General features: G+C 68.1%; 20 protein-coding genes and 1 tRNA gene. 9 read left to right on the top strand and 12 right to left on the bottom strand.

Annotated elements, in window-relative coordinates; all coding sequences use genetic code 11:
- Positions 1 to 111 precede the first annotated feature (111 nt).
- Complete coding sequence (locus tag QE385_RS00700) at positions 112 to 1,122, top strand: LacI family DNA-binding transcriptional regulator (RefSeq protein ID WP_307098073.1); 1,011 nt, start codon at positions 112 to 114, stop codon at positions 1,120 to 1,122.
- Between the two features lie 159 nt (positions 1,123 to 1,281).
- On the opposite strand, the gene QE385_RS00695 is transcribed toward QE385_RS00700, so the two are convergent.
- From QE385_RS00695 to QE385_RS00680, 4 genes are all read right to left on the bottom strand, one after another.
- Positions 1,282 to 1,358 (bottom strand) — tRNA-Pro (locus QE385_RS00695).
- A 120-nt stretch (positions 1,359 to 1,478) separates the two neighbouring features.
- The gene (locus QE385_RS00690) at positions 1,479 to 2,297 is read right to left on the bottom strand and encodes an ATP-binding protein (protein ID WP_307098071.1); all 819 of its coding nucleotides are present in this window, start codon (positions 2,295 to 2,297) and stop codon (positions 1,479 to 1,481) included.
- A 48-nt stretch (positions 2,298 to 2,345) separates the two neighbouring features.
- On the bottom strand, positions 2,346 to 4,349 hold the full coding sequence (locus QE385_RS00685) for a tetratricopeptide repeat protein (protein WP_307098070.1): 2,004 nt from the start codon (positions 4,347 to 4,349) through the stop codon (positions 2,346 to 2,348).
- On the bottom strand, positions 4,346 to 5,734 hold the full coding sequence (locus QE385_RS00680; RefSeq protein ID WP_307098068.1) for a TIGR03013 family XrtA/PEP-CTERM system glycosyltransferase: 1,389 nt from the start codon (positions 5,732 to 5,734) through the stop codon (positions 4,346 to 4,348). The genes QE385_RS00685 and QE385_RS00680 overlap by 4 nt, the downstream gene beginning before the upstream one ends.
- A gap of 152 nt (positions 5,735 to 5,886) precedes the next feature.
- Here QE385_RS00680 and QE385_RS00675 point away from each other — a divergent pair, with 152 nt between their 5' ends.
- Positions 5,887 to 6,930 carry a mannose-1-phosphate guanylyltransferase/mannose-6-phosphate isomerase gene (locus QE385_RS00675; RefSeq protein ID WP_307098067.1) on the top strand — a complete coding sequence of 348 codons (1,044 nt, stop codon included), beginning with the start codon at positions 5,887 to 5,889 and terminating at the stop codon, positions 6,928 to 6,930.
- Between the two features lie 40 nt (positions 6,931 to 6,970).
- Here QE385_RS00675 and QE385_RS00670 read toward each other — a convergent pair whose 3' ends face one another.
- Together QE385_RS00670 and QE385_RS00665 are read right to left on the bottom strand one after the other, a co-directional pair.
- Positions 6,971 to 7,975: a polysaccharide deacetylase family protein gene (locus tag QE385_RS00670; RefSeq protein WP_307098066.1), complete on the bottom strand. Its 1,005-nt coding sequence runs from the start codon at positions 7,973 to 7,975 to the stop codon at positions 6,971 to 6,973.
- A gap of 8 nt (positions 7,976 to 7,983) precedes the next feature.
- Complete coding sequence (locus QE385_RS00665; protein ID WP_307098065.1) at positions 7,984 to 9,708, bottom strand: HAMP domain-containing sensor histidine kinase; 1,725 nt, start codon at positions 9,706 to 9,708, stop codon at positions 7,984 to 7,986.
- 317 nt (positions 9,709 to 10,025) lie between these two features.
- Here QE385_RS00665 and QE385_RS00660 point away from each other — a divergent pair, with 317 nt between their 5' ends.
- Positions 10,026 to 10,493, top strand: a complete 468-nt coding sequence (locus tag QE385_RS00660) for an Lrp/AsnC family transcriptional regulator (protein WP_042487895.1) — start codon at positions 10,026 to 10,028, stop codon at positions 10,491 to 10,493.
- A gap of 654 nt (positions 10,494 to 11,147) precedes the next feature.
- Here QE385_RS00660 and QE385_RS00655 read toward each other — a convergent pair.
- Positions 11,148 to 12,440, bottom strand: a complete 1,293-nt coding sequence (locus QE385_RS00655) for a tol-pal system YbgF family protein (protein WP_307098064.1) — start codon at positions 12,438 to 12,440, stop codon at positions 11,148 to 11,150.
- Between the two features lie 169 nt (positions 12,441 to 12,609).
- On the opposite strand from QE385_RS00655, the gene QE385_RS00650 reads away from it, so the two are divergent.
- From QE385_RS00650 to QE385_RS00630, 5 genes are all read left to right on the top strand, one after another.
- Positions 12,610 to 13,350: a YaaA family protein gene (locus QE385_RS00650; protein WP_307098063.1), complete on the top strand. Its 741-nt coding sequence runs from the start codon at positions 12,610 to 12,612 to the stop codon at positions 13,348 to 13,350.
- The gene (locus QE385_RS00645; protein WP_307098062.1) at positions 13,347 to 14,045 is read left to right on the top strand and encodes an SDR family NAD(P)-dependent oxidoreductase; all 699 of its coding nucleotides are present in this window, start codon (positions 13,347 to 13,349) and stop codon (positions 14,043 to 14,045) included. Before QE385_RS00650 ends, QE385_RS00645 begins: the two co-directional genes overlap by 4 nt.
- Positions 14,046 to 14,381: 336 nt before the next feature.
- Positions 14,382 to 17,132, top strand: a complete 2,751-nt coding sequence (gene gyrA, locus QE385_RS00640; protein ID WP_307098061.1) for a DNA gyrase subunit A — start codon at positions 14,382 to 14,384, stop codon at positions 17,130 to 17,132.
- On the top strand, positions 17,129 to 17,479 hold the full coding sequence (locus tag QE385_RS00635) for a DUF952 domain-containing protein (RefSeq protein ID WP_373424602.1): 351 nt from the start codon (positions 17,129 to 17,131) through the stop codon (positions 17,477 to 17,479). Before gyrA ends, QE385_RS00635 begins: the two co-directional genes overlap by 4 nt.
- Positions 17,480 to 17,557: 78 nt before the next feature.
- Positions 17,558 to 18,850, top strand: a complete 1,293-nt coding sequence (locus QE385_RS00630; protein ID WP_307098060.1) for a methyl-accepting chemotaxis protein — start codon at positions 17,558 to 17,560, stop codon at positions 18,848 to 18,850.
- Here the strand turns inward: QE385_RS00630 and QE385_RS00625 are convergent, their stop codons facing one another.
- The gene (locus QE385_RS00625) at positions 18,851 to 19,285 is read right to left on the bottom strand and encodes a DUF488 family protein (RefSeq protein ID WP_307098059.1); all 435 of its coding nucleotides are present in this window, start codon (positions 19,283 to 19,285) and stop codon (positions 18,851 to 18,853) included.
- A gap of 75 nt (positions 19,286 to 19,360) precedes the next feature.
- Between QE385_RS00625 and trmFO the strand changes: the two genes are divergently transcribed.
- Positions 19,361 to 20,752: a methylenetetrahydrofolate--tRNA-(uracil(54)-C(5))-methyltransferase (FADH(2)-oxidizing) TrmFO gene (trmFO, locus tag QE385_RS00620; RefSeq protein ID WP_307098058.1), complete on the top strand. Its 1,392-nt coding sequence runs from the start codon at positions 19,361 to 19,363 to the stop codon at positions 20,750 to 20,752.
- Here trmFO and QE385_RS00615 read toward each other — a convergent pair.
- From QE385_RS00615 to pdhA, 4 genes are all read right to left on the bottom strand, one after another.
- A complete protein-coding gene (locus QE385_RS00615; RefSeq protein WP_307098057.1) occupies positions 20,664 to 21,152 on the bottom strand; it encodes an EF-hand domain-containing protein in 489 nt (162 codons plus the stop codon). The two genes, trmFO and QE385_RS00615, sit on opposite strands and share 89 nt — an antisense overlap.
- Positions 21,153 to 21,433: 281 nt before the next feature.
- A complete protein-coding gene (locus tag QE385_RS00610; RefSeq protein ID WP_307098056.1) occupies positions 21,434 to 22,126 on the bottom strand; it encodes a squalene/phytoene synthase family protein in 693 nt (230 codons plus the stop codon).
- Positions 22,127 to 22,214: 88 nt separating this feature from the next.
- Positions 22,215 to 23,645 (bottom strand): pyruvate dehydrogenase complex E1 component subunit beta, encoded by a 1,431-nt coding sequence (locus QE385_RS00605; RefSeq protein ID WP_307098055.1) that lies wholly within the window; start codon positions 23,643 to 23,645, stop codon positions 22,215 to 22,217.
- Between the two features lies 1 nt (position 23,646).
- Entirely contained in the window at positions 23,647 to 24,690 is a 1,044-nt protein-coding gene (pdhA, locus tag QE385_RS00600) for a pyruvate dehydrogenase (acetyl-transferring) E1 component subunit alpha (RefSeq protein ID WP_294235726.1), read from the bottom strand.
- Positions 24,691 to 24,783 lie beyond the last annotated feature (93 nt).

The raw sequence follows: 24,783 nt of genomic DNA, 5'->3' as shown, positions 1-24,783 counted from the left end.
CTGCCCCTGGGGCACGGCATGATTGCGGGCCGCATCCGATTGCATAAGATGACGCCATATGGGACGCTTGCCCCCGGCGTGCCGCTCCTTGTCTTCCGGCCGGATGTTTCGATGAAGGCGCTTACCATCAAGGACGTGGCCCGGCAGGCCGGCGTTTCCCCCAAGACCGTCTCGCGCGTCATCAACGGCGAAGCGCATGTCCGCCCGGCGGTGCGCGAGGCCGTCGCGCGCGTCGTGGCGGAATTGAACTACCGGCCCAACACATTCGCCCGCAGCCTGTCGAGCACCCGCTCCTTCCTCATCGGGCTGTTCTTCGACGACCCGGCGTGCAGCTATGCCAATGACGTCCTGCTCGGCGCGCTCGAACGCGCGCGATCGCTCGGCCGCCATGTGGTCATCGAGACCGTCTCGCTCGACCGTTCCGACTGGCAGGCGAGGCTGGAGGACAGCCTGGTCGGGCTGAAACTGGGGGGTGCGATCCTGACCCCGCCCATTTGCGACTGCGCCGACCTGATCGCGATCTTCGAGCGGCATGCGGTGCCCGTGGTCCGCATCGCGCCGGGCAATGATGTCGACCGGACACCCTATGTCAGCATCGACGACCGCGCGGCGGCCCGCACCATGGCGGAGCATCTGATCGCGCTGGGCCACCGCGACATCGCTTTCATCAAGGGCAACCCGACCCATAGCGCGACCCATCGCCGCTGGCTTGGGTTTCGCGATGCCATGAACGCCGCGGGGATGCCGCCCGACGACCGGCTGGTGGTCCAAGGCGACTTCACCTTCCGGTCCGGCATCGTCGCGGCGGAGGCCCTGCTCCATGGCCCCCGCGCACCCGACGCGATCTTCGCGAGCAACGACGAGATGGCGCTGGGCGTGCTGGTGGCCGCGATGCGGGCGCAGATCGCCGTCCCGCAGAAATTGTCCATCGTCGGGTTCGATGACGCCCAGCTGGCCCGCATGGCCTGGCCACAGCTGACAACGATCCGACAACCCAATTGCGACATGGCGGCGGCCGCCGTGAGCCTGCTGGCAGACCGCAGCGATGGTCCGGAGAGCGCCCGATCCTCGATCGAGCTTCCCTATGAGCTGATCGTCAGGGCCAGTTCCTGCGGCTCTTGAGGGCGGATGGCGAATGCCAACGCCGCAAGGAACCGGGAGGGGTGAGCAGCGGAACAAGGATGCCCGCCATCATCGCGATGCAGGGCGCTATCGCACCAGCAAACGGCGTACGCGTCGGGTTTTCCCCGCAAGGGGTACGTCATGTTCGCGATGATGAAATGGTCGGGGAGAGAGGATTCGAACCTCCGGCCCCTGCCTCCCGAAGGCAGTGCTCTACCAGGCTGAGCTACTCCCCGACTAGAGAGTACGGATCGGTTTTCAGAGCCTTTCGGGAAGGCCGATCCGTGCTGGAGGCGCGCCAATAGCCAGCGGCTCGGATCGGTGCAAGAGGTTTTTTCACCGAAACGAAATTTCTCTTACAGGACCCGCTCCATCCGTCCCGCCAGATCGACGATATATTGCCAGGCGACGCGCCCCGAACGGCTGCCGCGCCGGGTCGCCCAGTGGACCGCTTCGGCTCCGTCGAACGGCAGGTCGTGGCGCTCGGTATAGGCGCGGACGATCGCCAGATAGCCGTCCTGATCGAGCGCGTGGAAGCCCAGGCTCAGGCCGAAACGGTCGGCGAGCGCCAGTTGGTCGTCCACCACGTCGCGCGGATTGATCGCGCTGTCCTGCTCGCTCAGGTCGCGGGGCAGCAGGTGGCGGCGATTGGCGGTGACCAGCAAGCGGACATGCGCGGGCCGCGCCTCCGCCCCGCCGTCGAGCAGCGAGCGCAGCTTGCGCGCCTCACCCGCCTCGTCGAAACCCAGATCGTCGATGAACAGCGCAAAGGCCCGGTCCACCCCTTCCAGCAGCGCGAACAGCGTGGGCAGGCTGTCGAGCGTATCGACCGACACCAGCGCCAGACGACCGGGCCGCGCCGCCTGTACCGCCGCGACGCTGGCCTTCACCAGCGCCGACTTGCCCGTGCCCCGCGCGCCCCAGAGCAGCACGTCCTGCGCCGCATGCCCCTCGGCCAGCCGGGTCAGATTGGTGAGCAGCGCCTCGCGCTGACGGTCCAGCCCCTGCAACAAGTCCAGCGGCAGCGGCGCGAAGCCGCGCACCGGCCGAAGCACGCCGTCACGCCACAGATAGGCGGGATGCGCCAGCGGATCGGCGGAGGCGGTGGGCGCGGGGGCCAGGCGTTCGAGCGCGGCGGCGATGCGCTCCAGCACGGAAACGGGAAGGTCGGTCATGCCCGCGCTTCTACGGCGCGGACACCCCGCTGCAAAGACCGGCGGGCGTCAGAGCGCGGCGCGATGCCCCGCAATGACCGGATTGCCGGGGGCGAGCGCCAGCGCCTTGTCGAACAGCTGACGCGCGCCATCCGCCTCGCCCGCCGCCGCCAGCGCCACGCCATAGGCATCCGCCGCCGCCGCGTTCATCGGCGCCAGCCCATAGGCCACGGCGCCGTAACGCCGCGCGACCAGCCCGTCCCCGGCCCCGGCATAGGCCAGGGCCAGATCGTGGAGCAGCGCGACGTCGTCCGGCCCCAGCTGCATCCGCAATCCTTCGAGCGTTTCGATCGCGGCATCCCATTCCCCGGCGGCCAGCTGCCACCGTCCGAGCAGACGGCGCGCGGGCACGCTCTGCGGGTTTTGCGAGAGATACAGGCCGAGGGCGACGGCGGCATCCCTGGCCCGCCCGGCTCGTCCATAGCCATCGACCAGCCGCAGCATCGTCGGCTCGTCGAAGGTCAGATCGGCCGCACGGGCATAGGGGCCCAGCGCCTCCGCCGGGCGGCCGATGGTCGCCAGCACATCGCCATAAGCCAGCAGCGCGGCCGGGGCGCCCGGCGTGGCGCGGACCAGCGCCTGCGCTTTGGCAAGCGCGCCTGCCCGGTCCCCCTGGCTGGCCAGCGCGCGAATGACCCCCAGCGCATAGGTCGGGTCGGTCGGCGAGGTTTCCGCCGCGATGGTCAGGTCGCCCAGCGGGCGGTCGGGGCGAAAGATCGCCGCTTCGCCGACATGCGCCTGCGCGATCCGGTCGACCAGGCCCGCCCCCTCCCCCGCCGGGGCCGCGAACGCCGCGAGACGCAGCGCATAGCCATCGGCATCCGCGCGGCTCAGGATCGGGCGAAGCGTCGCCAGCGCGGCCGGGCGATCCCCCGTCGCGATCTGCGCCGCCGCCAGCAGGCGACGGGCGGCAACGTTCATCGGCTGCATCGCGACCAGCCGCCCCCACACCCGCACCGCCCGCTGCGGTCGCCCCTGGGCATAGGCCAGCAAACCGTTGAGCAGCACGACGGCGGGACGATAGGACAAGGCGCCGCGCGTCTGCTCCAGCACGCCCTCCGCCAAGGCGAAACGCCCTGCCCGCGCGGCGATCACCGCCTGGAGGTAGAACGCCTCGGGACTGCCCGGCTCGGACACCAGCGCCCTGCGGGTCGCCGCCAGCGCGTCGCTCGAACGGCCGCTATCGCCCAGCGTCGCGGCATAACGGATCAGCGCCGGATGATAATAGGCATCGCGCCGCAACGCCGCCTCGAACCAGGGCAGGCTCGCCGCCAGACCATAGCGCGCGCGCACCACCTCGGCCTGCAGGGTCAGCGCCGCCGGATCGGCGGGGGCCAGCGCGGCGGCGCGTGTCGCGGCCTCGCTCGCGCCCAGCATGTCGCCCGCGCCGAACCGGCTGCGACCCAGATCGGTCCAGCTTCGCGCATCGTTCGGAAAGCGCGCCACGACCGCCTGCAACATCCGGCGAAGCGTCGCGCCACCGGCGCGGGCGGCACGAACCTGCGCGGCGGCGCGCATCATCGCGGCGTCCTGCTGCGCGGGCATGCGATCGACCGCCTCTTGCGCGCCCGCCAGATTGCCCAGCGACCAGCGCGCCTCCGCCCGTGCGGCCAGCGTCTCGACCTCCGGCACGCCGTCGGCCAGCGCGCGGTCCAGCGCCGCCTCCGCCGTCACCCCCTGCCCCAGCAACAGGCTGGTCCGGGCGAGCATCATCTGCGCCGGCGCCGAACGCGGCGCGGCGGCGGCGGCCTGGAGCGCCTGGTCGTGCGCGGCGTGATAATTGCCCGCCTCCAGCGCCACGCTCGCCTTGCGCAGCGCCAGCACGGGGTCGACCGGCGGCCTGGCGGTGAACAGCTGGACCAGCAGCGCCCCCACCACCAGCGCGATCACCGCCAACACGCCGATCAGCCGGACGCGAAGCGGCAACCGCCCCCGACGCCAGAGCCGCCGCTTGCGCCGCAGCATCGGATAGGGGCTGGCCGCCGGGGCCCCCGGCCCGGCCGCGTCGCTCACCGCGCGCCCGACGGCCACAGGATGACCCGCAGCGTCTGGAGCAGGATCAGCGCGTCGAGGAAGGGCGAATAATTCTTGGCGTAGTACAAGTCATATTCCAGCTTGTGCCGCGCATCGTCGATCGAGGCGCCATAGGGATAGTTGAGCTGCGCCCATCCGGTGATCCCCGGCTTTACCATATGCCGTTCGGCGTAAAAGGGAATTTGCTGTTCGAGCTGTTCCACGAATTGCGGGCGTTCGGGGCGCGGGCCGACAAAGCTCATCTCGCCCTTCAGCACCGACCAAATCTGCGGCAGTTCGTCGATCCGGACCTTGCGGATGAAGCGGCCGACGCGCGTGATGCGCGGATCGTCCTTTTCCGCCCAGACCGCCTGCCCGGCCAGCTCGGCATCCTGCCGCATCGAGCGCAGCTTGGGGATGTCGAACGCCTGGTTGAACAGGCCAACACGGCGCTGGCGATAGAAGACGGGCCCCTTCGACTCCAGCCGGATGGCGATGGCGGTGATCGCGATGATCGGCACCGCCGCGATCAGCAGCGCCAGGCTGACCGTGACGTCGAAAGCCCGCTTGAGGATCACCGAGCGGACGCGCCCCGACGAGAAGCCGTCGGAGAAGATCAGCCAGCTATGGCTGACCGAGGCCAGGTCGATCCGTCCGGTTTCGCGCTCCAGAAAGCTCGACAGCTCGAACACCTGCACGCCCGCCGTCCGGACACGCAACAGGTCCTGATAGGGCAAGGCGCGGCGGCGTTCCTCCAGCGCCAGCACGACCTCCACCACCTCGCGACCGACGACGAACGCCTGGAGATTGGGAATATCCTCGCGGTGGATGGCCTGTGGCAGCACCCTTTCGGCGTCAGACATGGCGATCACCCCGACGACCAGGAAATTGGCGCCCGGCCGCTTGGCCAGCTCGACGATCTGGGCGGCGCGGGGCCCCGCCCCCATCACGATCACCCGCCGCTTGAACCGGTCCCCGCCCAGCAGCCGCCCCAGCGAGCCATGCACGACGACCAGCAGAAGGATCGCGAACATCATCGCGAACAACAGGCTCGATCGCCAATAGGAGACCGCCGGAAAGAAGAAGAAGATCAGCGACAGGAAGATGACGCCCAGCGACACTGCGACCATCAACCGCGCCGCCGCGAAGCGCAGCGACAGGAAGGACGCGGTCGAATAGGCCCCCACCGCCAGCAGCGCGACCTGAAGCGGCGCGGCAAAGCTCAATATCTGCGGCCAGCGGTCGATCGCCGCACCGACCGGATAGCCGATCTGCCAGGCACGCAACCGCCACCCCAGCTCGGAGGCGAGCAGCAGCAGCGTGAAATCGACCAACCCGAGCAGCAGAACCGCATGGGGGACATAGTGTTTGAACACACGGATCATCGACCGGACGCTACTCGTCACCCCTTGAACGCACGACTGTCCCAATTTTTTTACACAGAATGACAAACGAAGCGTAAAAATATGCGTTATGGCCGCGCTATAGGCGAAACCGTCATCCGATCGGCGATGGCGAATCAATTAAAGGGGCATTCATGCACAATCCGATCGTTCCGGTCATCCTGTCTGGCGGCTCCGGCACGCGACTGTGGCCCATGTCCAAGCCGGAAATGCCCAAGCAACTGCTCGCGCTGACCTCGGACGAGACCATGTTGCAGCTGACCGCGCAACGCACCAACTCGGAAGACTTCGCGGCACCGATCATCGTCGCGGGTCAACGTCATGCCGATCTGGTCGAGAACCAGCTGGTCGCTGCGGGCACCCCGGCCCAGGCGCTGATCCTCGAGCCGGTGGCGCGGAACACCGCGCCCGCCATCGCACTCGCCGCGCTCGCCGCCAAGCCCGAGGACGTGCTGCTGGTCATGCCGTCCGACCATGTCATCGCTGATCTGGATGCGTTCCACGCCGCGATCCGTGCCGCGCTGCCGATGGTGTCGCAGGGCTGGCTCGCGACCTTCGGCATCTCGCCCGACAAGCCCGAGACCGGCTATGGCTGGATCCAGGTCGGCCGCGAGATCGCGCCGGGGGTCAACCAGGTCGCGCGCTTCGTCGAAAAGCCCCGCCTGGAACGTGCCGAAGCGATGCTGGCGCGCGGCGACTATGCGTGGAACGGCGGCATCTTCCTGTTCCGCGCCGACCGCTATCTGGAGGAACTGGGCCAGCACGCCCCCGAAATGCTCGTCGCCGCCGAAAAGGCGATGCGTGGCGCCACGCATGAGGGCAAGCGTATCTGCCCCAACGAGGCCGACTTCGCCGCCTGCCCCTCCGATTCGATCGACTATGCGGTCATGGAGCGCGCCGATCGCGTCGCGGTGGTGCCGGTCGCGATGGGCTGGAACGATGTCGGCAGCTGGGACGCGCTGCACGCGATCAGCGAGCTGGACGGGTTCGGCAATGCGCATCGCGGCGAAGTGCTGGCGATCGATACCAAGAACTGCCTGATCCGCACCGACCGGGTGCGCGTCGCGGCGGTCGATGTCGAGAATCTGATCGTCGTGGCGAGCGGCGACGACATCCTGATCCTGCCGCGCGGGCGCAGCCAGGACGTCAAGAAGCTGATCGAGGCGATGAAGCGCTGATCCCCGACCGACGGGCGGCCGTCTTGGTCGCCCGCCGGTGTCAGCCGGGGCGCCGGTCGAGCGCCGCGAGGATATCCGCGACCGTGGTGGGCAGGACGCCCCGCTCGGCCAGCCGGTCGAACACCGCATCCCACCACCGGTCGAACTGCACCCGGTCGCGCGCATCGCGGACATAGGGGGTATGCCCCGGCTCCAGCGTCGGGGAATGAAAGGAAAAGACCAGTAGGCGGACACCGCCCTGCAAGGACCGATCGATCCCCGCCAGCGCATCGGCGATGCCCACCCCTTCGGGCGTCAACGGTATCCGGTTGAGCAACCCCGCCCGTGCCAGCACTCCGCGACCATATGGGACCTGTCCCGCGCACCGATAGAGGCGCGGTCCGCATCGCCGCAAGAGCCCGTCGAACACACTGGTCAGCGGCAACTCGATCATCCCGTCACGGCGAAAGCCATGCGCCACGATGCCGCCGAAATCCATGCCACCTTCGTCGCCATAATCGTGCAGCGCGCGCATCGAGCTGTCGATCCGATAGCCCCGCTCCGCCAACAGGCCCAGCGAGGACGGCCCCAGTCCGTAGCGCCCCGACCGGAAGATGCGCGGCCCCGTGCCGAAACCCTGCGCCAGCGCCTCGGTCAGCATATCCAGCTTGGCCGCCTCCAGCGCGAGGGGCAGGTTGCCCGCATGGCTGGTGAAGGAGTCGACCACCTCCCGGTAGGGCGGGGTGACCCAGGCGTGAAGCTGCGCCCCGATTTCCGACCGCCCGTCGTTCCGGCACTCGGACAGGATCGCGACCGACGCCGGATCGACCGCGACCGGATAGTCGACCATGCAGGTCAGCCCGACGCCCGCCGCGGCAAAGCGCCGATGCGCCGCCGGGAAGGCCCGCATCGCCGTCGTCGCGCGGTGCCGCCGATCGAGCGGCGCGGACCAGTCGAATTCCTCCTCGACATCGACAGTAACGAGGAAGCGGTTGCCGAAATCGGCGGGCCAGTCGATCCGTTCCTCCGCGCTCGGCGGGTCGGGGCGCCAGGGCCGGGTCGGCATGGTCGGCTTCAGCGGCGGGACGCCTGTCCCGCGCGCTGCTCCCCGCCGAGCGGCAGCGCCAACACGACCCGGTGGAGCCCGATGGTCAGGCCGCCGCCCATCTCCGCGCCCAGCTTGTCGATCAGCCGCAGCGAAAAACCGGTGCCGAGCAGCGGCGCGCCGTCACGCTGATCCTCGTCGCCCGCCTCGCTGAGCAGCGCACCCTCGGTCTCGACGGTCAGGGCCAGCGGCCGGTCGACGCGCAGCACCGCCATGCCCTGATCGATCGCCAGCCCGGCGGCCAGCCGCTCGCCGACCACGCAATTGGACAGCAGGACCGAGAACAGCCGGGTAATCAGCCGCTCGCTCGCGCGGTCGTCCGCCAGGGCGGTGATCGCCTGCTCGGGCGCCTCGAACCGGATTTCCGCACGGCGCAACTCGGCCAGCGGGTGGAGTTCGGTCAGGATACGCCGGATCAGCGGCTCCAGCGGCACGACGGTCGGCCGCAGCTCCAGCACCCGTCCCTCGATCCGCGCCGCCGTATCGAGATCCTCGACCGAGGCGAGCAGGTCCGCCGCCATCGACCGGATGGCCGATGCCCGGTCGCGATAGACCGGCGCGACGGGGCCGAGCAGCTCGCTTTCGATCAGTTCGGCAAAGCCCGCCACCGCATTGGCGGGGGTACGGAGTTCGTGGACCAGCTGGCGCAGCGAATCGGACGAAGCCTTGTCCGACGCCGTGTCGGCGCCGACCGCATTGGCGATCTCGTCGCGCCGGGGCCGCCGCCCGCTGCCGCGATAGCCCAGAAACTGGCCGGTCAGCGGGTCGAAATAGGGCATGGCCGAAACCCGCCACGATCCCGCCGCTTCCGACGCGCCGCCAATCTCCAGCCGGGCGTCGCGGAAGGGCGAGCGGCGACGGAACGCCCCCATCGCCACGCCGTCGAACTGCGCCAGCCCCTGCATCACGGTTTCGGCGATGCTGACGCCGACCAGTGGCCCGCGCGCGACGCCATCGACGCCCAGGATCAGTCCGCGCGTGTCGGTCTCGAAATCGAAATGCGCCGGGCCCGCATGGCTCGGGGTCGCCCCCGCCACTTCTTCGCGGCGCTGGTTGAACGCGTCGATCCGGGCGACCAGATCGGCGATCTCATAGCGCGGGGGCGCGGAAGCGGGCTCGGCATGGCGCATCGCCTCGGCCATGAAGGGCAGGGTCCGGGCCACCTGCCCCAGCGCCACGAACGGCGTGGCGGGCTGGGTCGGCACGGGATCGAGCAGGATCGATAGCGGGGGCTGTTCGGCGACCGGCGGCTCCTGGGGAGGCAATGGCGCGGCGGCGGGCGGCGGCGGGGGCGTGTCGCGGGCGATCGGCCAGCTTTGCGGCTGGGATGGGGTCGGCGCCACGGTGACGGGTTCGGGCTCAGGCTCGGGATCGGCCACCGTTTCCGCGCCGAAGTGCGGCAGGACGAAATCGACCGCGCCGAAGCTCTCCAGTCCCCGCTGCACCGTTTCCGACAGGTCGCGGCGATGACGGAGGATCGATCGGATGCCGGGCGTCAGCCGGGGCAGGATCGCCAGCCAGTCCGCGTCCGCCAGGGTCACCGAGCGCAGGACCGGCCCCGCGACGGGCAGATCGTCCTGGGCGAAGAAGGCGACCAGCGCGACCGGTGCCGGGCCCTGACGCAGCATGCGGGCGCTGGCGGCGCGAACGGGCTCGGGCACGATATCGCGCAACGCCGCCAGTCGCGCCAGCATGGGCGGATCCGCGGGAACCCGCCCACGACTCATCAGGTCGACAAGCTGCCGCCAGGCAGTCTGCGCGCCGAATGGCGTCGCAGTGTCGGCCGAAAGAATCGTCGCCAGACTGTCGTCGAACCGCACAGAGCTCCCTTTACGCTTGGGCCATGGCCCCCGAGGACCCTGACGTAACGTCTTTATCCTTCCAACTGGTAACCTGCAAATATCACGCGACATGCCGTTGCAAAGTGAGACAATTGCGGTAGTGCGTAATTTTCTTATATCCAGCCGCAAACGAACATAGGGAATCGGCTTTTTATGTGGAGTATCGTGTAATGGCGCTCGATCGCATCGATCGGCAGATCCTGGCGCTGTTGCAGGCCGATGGCCGTATGACCAATGTCGAACTCGCCGAACGCGTCGGTTTGACCGCCCCGCCCTGCCTGCGTCGCGTCCGCGCGCTCGAGGAAGCGGGGGCGATCCGGGGCTATCACGCCGATCTGGACGCCGCGCGTCTGGGCTTTCCGATCACCGTCTTCGCGATGGTGTCGCTGCGCAGCCAGGCCGAGCATGACCTGGCCGCGTTCGAGGCGCATGTCGCCGGTATCCCCGAAGTGCGCGAATGCCACATGCTGAACGGCGAGATCGACTTCATCCTGAAGATCGTCGCGTCGGACCTCAAGAGCTTCCAGGAAATCCTGACCGGGCACCTGACACCGGCGCCCAACGTCGCCAGCGTCAAGACCTCGCTGACCATTCGCACCGCCAAACAGGTGTCGGGGATTCCGATCGAAGCGGACTGACCCACGGGTTTTCGGCAAGACAGGAAACCGGCTTTCCGCGAGGGGGGCCGGTTTTTTCTTGGGAGGCCCCCATTTGACGGGTGATTCCATTTTCAGGGATTCGCGTGGCCTTCGACTTCGCTCAGGCTGAACGGAGGGCGGGACGCGCGCGGCGCTTGAGGCTTCTGACCAGACAGCCGTTCGCGCTGAGCGAAGTCGAAGCGCACGCCCTGCGGCTTCCCTCTAGGCGAGCGCAATCCCGTGGCCTTCGACTTCGCTCAGGCCGAACGGAGGGCGGGACGCGCGCGGCGCTTGGGGCTGCTGACCCGACAGCCGTTCGCGCTGAGCGAAGTCGAAGCGCACGCCCTGCGGCTTCCTTCCCGGCAAGCACAATCCCGTGGCCTTCGACTTCGCTCAGGCCGAACGGAGGGCGGGACGCGCGCGGCGCTTGGGGCTGCTGACCCGACAGCCGTTCGCGCTGAGCGAAGTCGAAGCGCACGCCCTGCGGCCTCCCTCCCGGCTAGCCTATTCCCGTGGCCATCGACTTCGCTCAGGCTGAACGGCGGGTGGGAGGAAGTTTCGCACCTCTCCCCCAAACCGAAAAAGGCCCCGGCTTTCGCCGAGGCCTTTCCGCAGGACAGGACCGCGCCGACCGGATCGGCGCGGACGTTGACCTTATGCCTGGGTCGAGAGCCAGGCCTTCCAGAAGCCCGCCAGATCGGCGCGGGGGGCACCCTTCACCGCGTCGAAGGCGGCGGTGGCACCGGCCTTGTCGCCCTGCGCGGCGAGCGCGATGCCGAGGCGGGTGTTCACCTCGCCCGCATCGACACCGCCCTTTTGCAGCGCGGTGCGGTACAGCTCGGCCGCCTTGGCGTAATTGCCCTGGCCGTAATAGGCCTCGGCGGTCAGCGCGGCGAGCTTGCCGTCGCCGGCCGACTTGGCGCGCGCCTCGGTCGGGGCGAGCGAGCCTTCCTGGCGGCTCTTGGCGGCGGCGGCGGTCAGCATCGCCTTGGCGGTGGCGTTACCGGCGGGGATCTTGCCGGTCGCCATGCCTTCCTTCAGGACCGCTTCCGCTTCGGCGGGCAGGCCCTTGTCGGTCGCATATTGCGCATATTCCATATAGTCGTTCTGGTCGGCCAGCGACTTGGAGGCGCGCATCAGGCGGAACAGGTCCAGCTTCTGGTTCTTGTCCAGCGTCGCCAGCGAACCCGGCTGCAGGCCATAGATGACCAGCGCGTTGCGCCAGTTCTGCGGCGTCGGATAGGCGACGATCCACTTGCGCATCCAGGTCAGCGTTTCGGGGACCATCTTGCTCTTGTTGGCGCGACCGATGGCGTACTTGTAATAATCCTCCGGCGCCTTCTGGCCCGAGGCGTTCATCTGGTCGATGGTGGTGGCCAGCGCGGCGTTCGCGCCCGCGACGTCGCCGGTCTCCATCTTCGCCTTGACGATCAGCAGCGGCAGGTTGGGGTCGTTGTAACCCAGCTGCTGCGCCTGTTCGAAATATTTCAGCGCGATCGGATACTGCTTGCCGTTATAGGCCAGCGCGCCGCGACGATAGACATAGCGCGGCTTGTCCGTCACCGGGGTCGAGGGGCTGGCGATCAGCACGTCGAGCGGCTTGGCAAGCGGGGCCTCGTCGATCGGCGCGTTCGGGTTCGCCTGCTGCGCGGCGAACAGCTTGCCCGATTCGAGCTCGTAGCGCATCGCGGCCGCGATATACTTGTCGTCCTCGGTCTTGGCAGCGGCCTCGACCGCCGACACCAGCGGATCGGCGGCGGCATAATTCTTCTGCTGCAGCACCGGCTGTGCGGCCTGCGCTGCCTTCAGCGCCTCGGGGCTGAGCTTCAGGCCACCGGCTTCCTGCTCCTTGCCCTTCTTCTGCGCGACGGCCGGCGCGGTCAGCGCAACGCCACCTACGCCCGTCGCAAGCACCGCCGCCAGCGCGAGTTTCGGAATGATTTTCATGCGAATTCTCTCCAAGAATAGAGCCTGTCAGGTCCGGAACCGTCGATGGCGCGCTTGTAGGGACAGGTCTCGTCCCGTTCAAGCAAAGCGATGATGCGTGCCACCCTATCCGTCAGCCGCTGAACGCGGATTGAACGCGAACGCTCCGCCCGCTAGCGCGTGCGCCATCATGATTGCCGTCATTTCCCCCGCCAAGACGCTCGATTACAAGAGCCCCCTCCCCGATCTCGCCCCCACCCGCCCGCATTTCGCGGTCGAGGCGGACGCGCTGGCCGCCGCCGCCGCGGGCCTCGGCGAAGAGAAGCTGTCCGCGCTGATGCGCATCTCGCCCGCGCTCGCCAAGCTGAATGCCGAACGGTTCCGCGAGTTCGCCGACGCCCCCGAGCGGCCCGCGATGTTCGCCTTTGCGGGCGACGTCTATACCGGGCTGGAGGCCAAGACGCTGGACGAGCCCGCGATCCTGTTCGCGCAAGATCATCTGCGCATGCTGTCGGGGCTTTACGGGCTGCTCCGCCCGCTGGACGCGATGCGTCCCTATCGATTGGAAATGGGCACGCGCTGGGCGCCGCGCGGGGACAAGCTGACCGACTGGTGGGGCGACCGGATCGCCACGCGCCTGGCCGACGAGGTCGAGGCGGAGGGGACCGGCACCATCCTGAATCTGGCCAGCCAGGAATATTGGCATGCCGTCGACGGCAAGCTGCCCGCGTCCATCCGCGTGATCGGCGTCGATTTCCGCGAGGGCGACCGCTTCGTCAGCTTCCACGCCAAGAAGGCGCGCGGCGCCATGGCGCGCTGGATGGTCGAGCATGCCATCACCGACACCGATGCGATGCGCGGTTTCGATAGCGACGGCTATGCGTTCGACGCCGAGGCGAGCACGCCGACCCTATGGAGATTCGTGCGATGAGCGAGTGGAAACGGGCAATCGTCATCGGCGCCTCGGGCGGGATCGGCGGAGCCCTTGCCGACGCGCTGGAGGAAGAGGGGATCGCAGTCGCCCGCTTCGCCCGCTCGATGACCGGCGACGCGCATATCGACCTAGAGGACGAGGCCAGCATCGCCGCCGCCGCCGCGCGGATCGCCAGCGGCCCTGCCCCCGATCTGGTGATCGTCGCCACCGGCCTCCTGCATGACGGCGAACAGGGGCCCGAAAAGGCGATCGACCAGTTGTCGCCGGCATGGCTGGCGCGCAATTTCGCGGTCAACGCGATCGGCCCGGCGCTGGTCGCCAAGCATCTGCTGCCGCTGATGCCGCGCACCGGCAAGACGATCTTCGCGGCGCTGTCGGCGCGGGTGGGCTCGATCTCGGACAATCGGATGGGCGGCTGGTACGGCTATCGCGCGTCCAAGGCGGCGCTGAACCAGTTCATCCGCACGCTGGCGATCGAGCACAAGCGGCGCAACGACCGTTCGATCGTCGTCGCCCTTCATCCCGGCACCGTCGATACCGCGCTGTCCAGGCCGTTCCAGGGCAATGTCCGCCCCGGCGGCTTGTTCGCCGCCGATCGTGCCGCCGTACAACTGCTCGACGTCCTCGACGGATTGCGCGCGCCCGACAGCGGCAAGCTGTTCGACTGGGAGGGCAAGGAGGTCCAGCCCTGACCCGTCAAACCCCTTGTTACGACAACGTCTGTTACGACAACGTCATGACAGAATAGTAACATTTGCGACATGTCGCTGAAATTGCCGGGGCAGCACAAGACCCTGGCTGGTCGCCGTTTACTCCCGTCGGCGACCAGCGCCTCGAAAAGTCCCGCGATCCTGCTGCCGAGGGGGGGGAGCATAGGCGCCGGGCCCATCCCCGCCGACCCGCTCCGCGCCCGCCGTTCCTCCCGAACGGCCCCTCGCGAATGGGGTCGCGCGGGGGTGGTCAGGCGGCTCACGCTCGGCTAGTACCCTTGGTTCCCATCTGACCATCAAGCCGGAAAGCAACAGACTTTGGCCGACGAGACGACCCTCGCGGAACCTTCCGATATTTCGACGATCTCCATCGTCGACGAGATGAAGTCGAGCTATCTCGACTATGCGATGAGTGTGATCGTGGCGCGTGCGCTGCCCGATGTGCGCGACGGCCTGAAGCCCGTCCATCGCCGTATCCTCTATTCGGCCGCCGAGAGCGGCTTCGTCGCGGGCAAGCCGTACCGCAAGTCGGCGCGCATCGTCGGCGACGTCATGGGTAAATATCACCCGCACGGCGACAGCGCGATCTATGACGCGCTGGCCCGCATGGCGCAGGACTGGTCGATGCGCGTGCCGCTGATCGACGGTCAGGGCAATTTCGGCTCGATGGACCCCGATCCGCCCGCCGCGATGCGTTACACCGAAGCGCGTCTGGCCAAGGTCGCCAACTCGCTGCTCGACGATCTCGACAAGGACACGGTCGACTTCCAGCCCAACTATGACGGCTCGGAGCGCGAACCCTCGGTCCTGCCCGCGCAATACCCGAACCTGCTGGTCAATGGCGCCGGCGGTATCGCGGTCGGCATGGCGACCAACATCCCGCCGCACAATCTGGGCGAGGTGGTCAATGCCTGCCTCGCGTACATGGAAAACGGCGCGATCACGGTCGAGGAACTCAACGAGATCGTCCCCGCCCCCGACTTCCCCACCGGCGCGCTGATCCTGGGCCGTTCGGGCGCGCGCTCGGCCTATCAGACCGGGCGCGGGTCGATCATCGTGCGCTCGCGCCACGAGATCGAGGAGATGCGCGGCGACCGCCGGGCCATCGTCCTGACCGAAATCCCCTATCAGCAGGGCAAGAACGCGCTCGTTGAAAAGATCGCCGAGGCCGCCAAGGAAAAGCGGATCGAGGGGATCAGCGACATTCGCGACGAATCGAACCGCGAAGGCGTTCGCATCGTCATCGACCTGAAGCGGGATGCGACCCCCGAGGTCGTGCTCAACCAGCTTTGGCGGCACACCCCCGCCCAGACCAGCTTCCCGGCCAACATGCTCGCCATTCGCGGCGGGCGGCCCGAGCTGCTGAACCTGCGCGACATCATCCAGGCCTTCGTCCAGTTCCGCGAGCAGGTCATCACCCGCCGCTCCAAGTTCGAGCTGGCCAAGGCGCGCGAGCGGGCGCACATCTTGCTGGGCCTCGTCATCGCGGTGACGAACCTGGACGAAGTGGTGCGGATCATCCGGGGATCGGCCTCGCCGGTCGCCGCGCGTGAGGCGCTGCTCGCCCGCGAATGGCCGATCGCCGAGATCGCGCCGTACATCCGCCTGGTCGAGGCGGTCGAGAGCGAAGGCTTTGGCGACACCTATCGCCTGTCCGAGACCCAGGTCCGCGCCATCCTCGACCTGCGTCTGCACCGCCTGACGGCGCTCGGCCGTGACGAGATCGGCGACGAGCTGAAGGGTCTGGCGGACTCGATCACCGAGCTGCTCGAAATCCTCGCCAACCGCGTGAAGCTGTACGAGGTCATGCGCGGCGAGTTGGTGGCGATCCGCGACCAGTTCGCCACCCCGCGCCGCTCGGAAATCGCCGCCGCCGCCGATGGCATCGACGACGAGGACCTGATCGAACGCGAGGACATGGTCGTCACCGTGACCATGCAGGGCTATATCAAGCGCACCCCGCTCGATGCCTTCCGCGCGCAGAACCGGGGCGGCAAGGGCCGCTCGGGCATGGCGACCAAGGACGAGGACGTCGTCACCGAGCTGTTCGTGACCAGCACCCACACGCCGGTCCTGTTCTTCTCGAACCACGGCAAGGTCTATCGCTACAAGGTGTGGCGCCTGCCCGAAGGCGGCCCAGCCACGCGCGGACGGCCGATGGTCAACCTGTTACCGCTGGCACCGGGCGAGACCATCTCGACCGTGCTGCCGCTGCCCGAGGACGAGGCGGAGTGGGGCAAGCTCCACGTCATGTTCGCCACCGCCAAGGGCGCGGTGCGCCGCAACTCGATGGACGCGTTCACCAACGTCCCCTCGAACGGCAAGATCGCGATGCGCTTCGACGACGAGAGCGAGGACCGGCTGATCGGTGTCGCGCTGCTCGGTGCCCAGGACGACGTGCTGCTCGCGACCCGCTGCGGCCGGGCGATCCGCTTCGCCGCCGACGATGTGCGCGAGTTCCAGAGCCGCACCTCGACCGGCGTGCGCGGCATCGCGCTGAAGGGCGAGGACGAGGTCATCTCGCTCTCGGTCCTGCACCGCGTCGGCACCACCCAGGAGGAGCGCGAGGCGTATCTCCGCTTCGCCCCCTGGAAGGGCGAGAAGGAAGGCGAGCCCGAGCTGTCGGTGGAGCGGTACGAAGAGCTGCGCAACTCCGAGCAGTTCATCCTGACCGTCTGCGCGAACGGCTATGGCAAGCTGTCCTCGGCCTATGAATATCGCCGCACGGGCCGTGGCGGCCAGGGCATCACGAACATCGACAATATCGCCCGCAACGGCGATGTCGTCGCCAGCTTCCCTGCATCCAAGGGGCATCAGCTGATGCTCGTGACCGACCAGGCCAAGCTGATCCGCATGTCGCTGGCGTCGCTTCGCGTCATCGGGCGCGGCTCGGCGGGCCTGCGGCTCTTCAACGTGGCGGCGGGCGAGCATGTCGTCTCGGCCGCGCGCATCGAGGAGACCGAGGAGGATGCCGAGATGAACCTGGCCGACGGCACCCCCGAAATCGCCCCCGAGCCCGATGCCGAGGTGGGTGAAAACCTGGCGGCCGGACCGGAGGATGGCGAGTGAGCCATCCGGCGACCGCCTATAAGGTGCTGACCGCCGATCAGATGGCGGCGCTGGAACAGGAGGGCGCCTTTGCGGGCGCCCCGGTGGATCTGGCCGATGGCTATATCCATCTGTCCACCGCCGCCCAGCTGACCGAGACGGTCGACAAGCACTTCGCCGGCCAGGACGACCTGCACATCGCGGCGGTCGATCTGGCGGCGATGGGCGGGGCGGTGAAGTGGGAGGAGAGCCGGGGCGGCCAGCTCTTCCCGCATCTCTATGCGCCGCTGCCGCTGACGGCAGTGCTGGCCTATGGCCCGATGAAGCGCGACGAGGACGGAACGGTCCGGCTGCCTATCGCCGGGTAGTACCTCGGGAAGAACTATCGTTTCGTCACGGAAACGTCATCGATTCCTAACGGCACGTTTACCGATGGTGGCGTAGCCATGCCGCTCATGAAGCCGCCCGTCTTCTCCTCCGGGGTCGCCGTGCCCCAAGCCCCGGTGATCGACGCCGATGCGTCGTTGACGGCGGCGATCGGCCTGTTCCGGCAGCATCCCGACATGCGGCTGCTGCCGGTGCTGGACGCCGAGCGCCGCCCGGTCGGCGCGATCCGCGAGCGGGACGTGAAGGGGCTGCTCTATAATCCCTTTGGCCATGCGCTGCTGCAAAATCCCGATTTCGGCGCGACGCTGGATGGCTATGTCCGCGCCCATCCCTGTTGCGAGGTCGGGGCGAGCATCGCCGAAAAGCTGGCGCTCCATGCCGATTGGGGCGCCCCCGACGCGCTGATCCTGACGAAGAAGGGTGTTTTCGAAGGCACGCTGGATGCCGCCACGATCGCGCGGCAGGCGGCCGATGCGCAGATCGCGCTGGCGCAGGAGCGAATGGCGCGGGCGCGTCGGATCGACGGCGCGGCGCATGACTTCCTGGCCGATATCGCCATCCTGTCGGACACGCTGGCCCGCGCGACCGGGGATATGGGCCGCGTGGCGGGCGATCTGGCGCGCTATGCGGGCGAAACCCAGACGGGCGCGACATGCATGACCGAGGCGGTCGAGCAAAGCCGTTCGGCGCTGGGCGACACCGCGGCGCGCGGGCGGGGCCTGGCCGATGCCTTCGCCTCGATCACCCGCGACATGGACAAGGCGCGCGATATCCGCCGCACGGTCGGCGACCGGATCGCCGCCACCGGCCTCCGCGCCGATGCCCTGGCCGACAGCGCCACCGCGATCGACGCGCTGCTCGCGCTGATCGAGGCGGTATCGGCCCGCACCAACCTGCTCGCGCTGAACGCCGCGATCGAGGCCGCGCGCGCGGGCGAGGCCGGACGCGGCTTCGCGGTCGTCGCGCATGAGGTCAAGGCACTCGCCAGCCAGACCCGTGAAGCCGCACAGGACGCCGCGCGCAACATCGCCGAGGTCAAGACCAACCTCCACGCGCTCGTCGCCGAACAGGGCCAGCTTTGCGAGGCGGTCGGGGCGATCGGCGCCATCTCGCAGGCGATCGACCTGGCGGTGGCGGCGCAGGGCGTCGCGACCACGGCGATCGCGGGCAATGTCGAACAGTCGGTGACGGCCGCGCACCAGATCGGGCGACAGGTCGCGCAAATCCAGCAGGATGCCACCCGGATCGATCAGGAAGCGGGCGCGCTCCACGGGCTGGCGCAGGCTTTGGGCAAAACCATTGGCGCGCTGCGCGACCGCACGGCCAGCTTCGTGGACCTGGTCGCGGTCTGATCAGACATAGAGGTCGACCACCGTCATCCCCTGCCCCACCGCCTCCAGCAACAGGGTGCGATGACAATGGCAGGGATCGCGTTCGTAGCAGAGCAAGGCGGACGGCATCTCGCCCGCCAGATCGAGCATCCGCGCCGCCGCCGCCTGCGCCTCGGGCAGCGCCAGCTGGTCGTCATAGACGTCGCGCAGCGTGCCCACATCGCCCTTCTTGGCCGCATCCCGCCCGCGCTTCGGCGTGCCCAGATCCTTGAGGTGGACATAGTCGATCCCGACCTCGCGCAGGGCGGCGGCCAGCGGCGACTTGGAAAATCCGGGCCGCCGCGACAGGGGCAGCGCGCGGACGTCGATCAGCCGCGCGACCCCCGCCTGTTTCAGCGTCGCGAGGAACCCGTCGACGGTCACGCCCTCATAGCCGATGGTGAAGATGGTCGTCATGGTCCATGAGGTGGCGGCGGTGTCGCATCGGCGCAAGTGCTTCCACCCCGACGCTTCCGGGTCTAAGGCAACGCGATGACCTATGACATTCATGTGATCGGCGGCGGGCTGGCGGGCTCGGAAGCCGCGTGGCAGCTTGCGGAAGCGGGGCTGAAGGTGCGCCTGTCCGAAATGCGCGGCGGCGCGGACACCACGCCCGCCCATCATGGCGGCGATCTGGCCGAGCTGGTCTGTTCCAATTCCTTCCGCTCGGACGATGCGACCTCCAATGCGGTCGGCCTGCTCCATCAGGAGATGCGCGCGCTCGGCTCGATCATCATGGCGAAGGGCGACGTCCATGCCGTCCCCGCCGGTTCGGCGCTGGCGGTGGACCGCGACGGCTTTTCGGCCGGGGTCACGGCCGCGCTCGCGGCGCATCCCAACATCACCATCGTTCGCGAGCGGATCGATGCGCTGCCGGAGGGGCCCGCGATCATCGCCACCGGCCCGCTGACCGCGCCGTCGCTGGCGGGCGGCATCGGCGAGGCGACCGGCGCGGAGGCGCTGGCCTTTTTCGACGCGATCGCCCCCATCGTCCACCGCGAATCGATCGACATGGAGGTCGCCTGGTTCCAGAGCCGCTGGAACAAGGGCACGGGCAAGGATTACATCAACTGCCCGATGGACAAGGACCAGTATCTGGCTTTCCATCAGGCGCTGCTCGACGGCGAGAAAACCGAATTCCGCGAGTGGGAGAAGAACACCCCCTATTTCGACGGCTGCATGCCGGTCGAGGTCATGGCCGAGCGCGGGGTCGACACGCTGCGCTTCGGGCCGATGAAGGGCGTCGGGCTGGACGATCCGCGCACCGGACGCTGGCCCTATGCCGTCGTCCAGTTGCGCCAGGACAATGCGGCGGGCACGCTGTGGAACATCGTCGGTTTCCAGACCAAGCTGAAATATGCCGAGCAGATCCGCATCTTCCGCACCATTCCGGGGTTGGAAAAGGCCGAGTTCGCACGGCTGGGCGGGCTTCACCGCAACACCTTCATCCGTTCGCCCGAGCTGCTCGACGCGACGCTGCGGCTGAAGTCGCGTCCCAATCTGCGCTTCGCAGGCCAGATCACGGGGTGCGAGGGCTATATCGAGAGCGCGGCGATCGGCCTGCTCGCCGGGCGTTTCGCGGCGGCCGAGCTGACCGGCAAGACCATCGCGCCGCCGCCGGTCGAGACGGCGCTGGGCGCGCTGCTGGGTCACATCACCGGGCTGGCCGAGGCCGAGACCTATCAGCCGATGAACGTCAATTTCGGCCTGTTCCCGCCCATCCCCGGCCGGACCAAAAAGGCCGATCGCAAGAAGATGTACACCGATCGCGCGCGCGAGGCGCTGCCCGGCTGGCTCAACTCTCTTCCGCCGGGGCCGCCTCCGGTGCCTCAGCCGGTGCCGTTCGCGCCGGAGGACAGTTCGCCCGAGCCGGTCGACGCTTGACAGCAGTGGTGGCAAACTCGGCCGCGTTCATCGCGCCCGACTTGTCCCGGTCGGCGGTGGCGAACTTGGTCGTGGCCTTGATCGCCCATTCGTCGAAGGACAGCTTGCCGTCGCCGTCGCGGTCCAGCTTGGCGTAAGCCTTGCGCCGCGCGGCGAGATATTCCTCGCGCGTGATCGCACCGTCGCGGTCCTTGTCGTAGCGGTCGAAGCGTTTCTGCTCGCGGGTGCGGGCGGTGGCTTCGGGAAGCGGTGCGTCGTCCTCAGCGGTTTGCGGGGAGGGCGCCGTGGCGGCGCTCGCGGCGGGGAGCGGGGATGGCGTGTCGGGTCGGCTACCCCACAGGAACAGCCCTGCCCCCACCAGTACCAGCGTGCCCAACCCACCGGCCAGATAGCGCCACATCGGTCCCGTCTCCCCCCGTCAGACGGGCTTATGGTTAACCGGGGTTATAGGCAGGCGGCAAGGCGATTCCCTTGGCCTTCGACTTCGGTCAGGCTGAACGGGGTTTTGGTGAGCCGCCCCCACACTAGGCGTACCCCGGCGAAGGCCGGGGTCCAGTTTCTGTGCAGCCCGTGGAGCGCCAAGGATTGGCGGGGGAGGCAAAGGTCCCGCGCTGTCGATAGGGCAGTACAACTGGACCCCGGCCTTCGCCGGGGTACGGCTCCGTCCTGATGCGAACGGCTTCAGCGCCCCGTCAAACCATGCCACGCCAGCCGCACCGCGCGGAGGGGATGGCCCGGCAGGCGGTCCGGGTGGCGCAGACCTTCACGGGCCAGGACGCCCAGGCCGCTCAATCCCCGCGTCCCTCGCGCTCGCTTCGGCGACAGCGCGGTGTCCAGCTCGCCCAGGGCCTGTGCACCGATTCGATCCGCCAGCGGCTTGTCGCTGATATGCCCGGCCAGATCGGCCTTGGCCCAAGCTGTCCCGAGAGGCTCCCACCCCTCGCCACCCAGCAACCGCCCGATCGAGGCGAACAACACGCCCCCGCGCGCCTGCGCATGGCGGGCGACACGCTCGTCATCCAGCGCTTCGCCATCATCGAGCAGCGCTTCCCACCCCTCGATCATCGGCGCCAGATCCGCGCCCCGCACGCCTGCGGGCAGGACCGCCACCGCCAGCCGCTGCAAGACCGGATGCGCAGGCGCGGGCTCTCGGTCCAGCTTTTCCAGCGCCTCATACCACCAGGTCAGCCGCATCTGGCCGATCATCGGCTCGGTCGTGCTTTGCAGGATCGAGGCGAGTTGATGGTCGAGGTCCAGCAGCGCCGCGAATCCCTCACGCGTGGGGGCGGGCGCATAGCCCACCGCCAGCGCCTGTTCGCGCATCACCGCTTCGATGGCGGGCGGGGGCGTCGGGGTGACGGGGGCGTCGGTCATCCCCTGCCCTTCGCACGAATGAACCCCATGAAAAAGGGCCTCCCGGTCTCCCGGAAGGCCCCCTTCAATTCACGAAACACCCTACGGCTTAGCCGCGATAGGTGACCTTCTTGACCGCCGCGACGACCTTGTTCGCGTCAACCAGCGCCAGCTTTTCGAGGTTGGCGGCGTAAGGCAGCGGCACGTCCTCGTTGGTGACGCGCAGCACCGGCGCGTCGAGGTCGTCGAACCCTTCCTCCATCACGACGGCGGTGATTTCCGACGCGATCGAGCAGGTCGGCCAGCCTTCCTCGACCACGACCAGACGGTTGGTCTTGGCGAGCGACTTCAACACCGTCTTGGTGTCGAGCGGACGCAGCGTGCGCAGGTCGATGACCTCCGCGTCGATGCCTTCGGCGGCCAGCTTCTCGGCGGCTTCGAGCGCGACGCCCACGCCGATCGAGTAGGAGACGAGCGTGACGTCCTTGCCCTCGCGCATGATCCGCGCCTTGCCGATCGGCAGGACGAAATCGTCGAGCTTGGGCACGTCGAACGAACGGCCGTACATCAGCTCGTTCTCGAGGAACACGACCGGGTCTTCCGAACGGATCGCGGCCTTCAGCAGGCCCTTGGCATCGGCCGCGTCATAGGGCGCGATCACGATCAGGCCGGGGACCGACGCATACCACGGGCCATAGTTCTGCGAGTGCTGTGCACCGACGCGGCTGGCGGCGCCGTTGGGACCACGGAACACGATCGGGCAGCGCATCTGGCCACCGGACATATAGTTGGTCTTGGCAGCCGAGTTGATGATGTGGTCGATCGCCTGCATGGCGAAGTTGAACGTCATGAACTCGATTACGGGGCGCAGACCGCCCATCGCGGCACCGGTGCCGACACCGGCAAAGCCGTACTCGGTGATCGGCGTGTCGATGACGCGACGGTCGCCGAACTCGTCCAGCAACCCTTGCGTGACCTTGTACGCGCCCTGATACTGGGCGACTTCCTCGCCCATCACGAAGACGCGGTCGTCGGCGCGCATTTCCTCGGCCATCGCATCGCGCAGCGCTTCGCGGACGGTGAGCTTCACCATCTCGGTGCCTTCCGGGATTTCCGGCGAGGCGGGCGCATCCTGCTCGGCGGCAGCGACCAGCTTCTGCGTGCCGCTTTCCTGCTCGGCGGCGGCGGCACCTTCCGGCATCGGCGGCGAATTCGAGTCGGTCGCCTCGTTCTTCGGCGCGGCATTGGCGGCCTCGCCCGAACGGCTGCCCGAGGCAGCGGCGGTCGCGACGTCCTCGCCCTCTTCGGCCAGCAGCGCGATGGCGGTGCCGACCTTCACATTGTCGGTGCCCTCGGCGACGATGATCTTGGCGATCACGCCCTCATCGACGGCCTCGAACTCCATCGTCGCCTTGTCGGTCTCGATCTCGGCCATGATGTCGCCGGACTTGACCGTATCGCCTTCCTTCACGAGCCACTTGGCGAGCGTGCCCTCTTCCATGGTCGGCGAAAGGGCCGGCATCTTGATCTCGATCGCCATCTTAGTAACGCTCCACCAGCACTTCAGTGTAGAGTTCAGCCACATCGGGCTCGGGGGTCTGTTCGGCGAAATCGGCCGCTTCGTTGACCTGCTTGCGAATGTCCTGCTCCAGGACCTTCAGATCGGCCTCGGTCACGCCCTGCGCTTCGAGCAGCTTCTTGACGTGGTCGATCGGATCGGACTTGTCGCGCACGCCCTGCACTTCCTCGCGGCTGCGATATTTGGCGGGGTCGGACATGGAGTGACCGCGATAGCGATAGGTCTTCATCTCGAGGATGACCGGCCCCTTGCCCGCACGGACCCAGGCCAGCGCCTCTTCGGCCGCGCCACGGCACGCCAGCACGTCCATGCCGTCGACCTGGATGCCGGGGATGCGGAAGCTCTCGCCACGGCGATACAGCTGGTCCTCGGACGAGGCGCGGTTGACCGCCGTGCCCATGGCGTACTGGTTGTTCTCGATCACGAAGATGATCGGGAGCTTCCACAGCTCGGCCATGTTGAAGCTTTCGTACACCTGGCCCTGATTGGCCGCGCCGTCGCCAAAATAGGCGAGGCAGACGCCGCCGTCATTGCTGTACTTGTGCCCGAACGCCAGGCCGGTGCCCAGCGACACCTGCGCGCCCACGATGCCGTGGCCGCCATAGAATTTATGCTCGGTCGAGAACATGTGCATCGACCCGCCCTTGCCCTTGGAGATGCCGGCGGCACGCCCCGTGAGCTCGGCCATGATGACCTTGGGATCGATGCCGTACGCCAGCATGTGGCCATGGTCGCGGTAACCGGTGATCACCGAATCCTTGTCGCCGTCGAGCGCCGACTGCAGACCCACCGCCACGGCCTCCTGGCCGATATACAGGTGGCAGAAACCGCCGATCAGGCCGAGGCCGTAGAGCTGGCCCGCCTTTTCTTCGAAGCGGCGGATCAGGAGCATCTGCTTGTAGAAATCCAGCAACTGTTCCTTGGTAGCCTGGAACGGTTGCGGTTCGGCGGGACGCTCCCGATTGGGAATGGGGGGCTCGCTGGTACGGCTTGGAGCTTTTGCCACAGTCGGGAACACCTTTGTTTCCGTTAGGGAAGGATGGACGCCTATTGGCGTGCTTTGTCATGAAACTCAATTCCCCCTCTTAATTCCCATTCG

Origin of the sequence: Sphingomonas sp. SORGH_AS_0950, from assembly GCF_030818415.1 — a bacterium.
Lineage (GTDB): Bacteria > Pseudomonadota > Alphaproteobacteria > Sphingomonadales > Sphingomonadaceae > Sphingomonas.
Note: the sequence above shows the minus strand (reverse complement) of the source record. Positions and strands in the feature narration are given on the sequence as shown.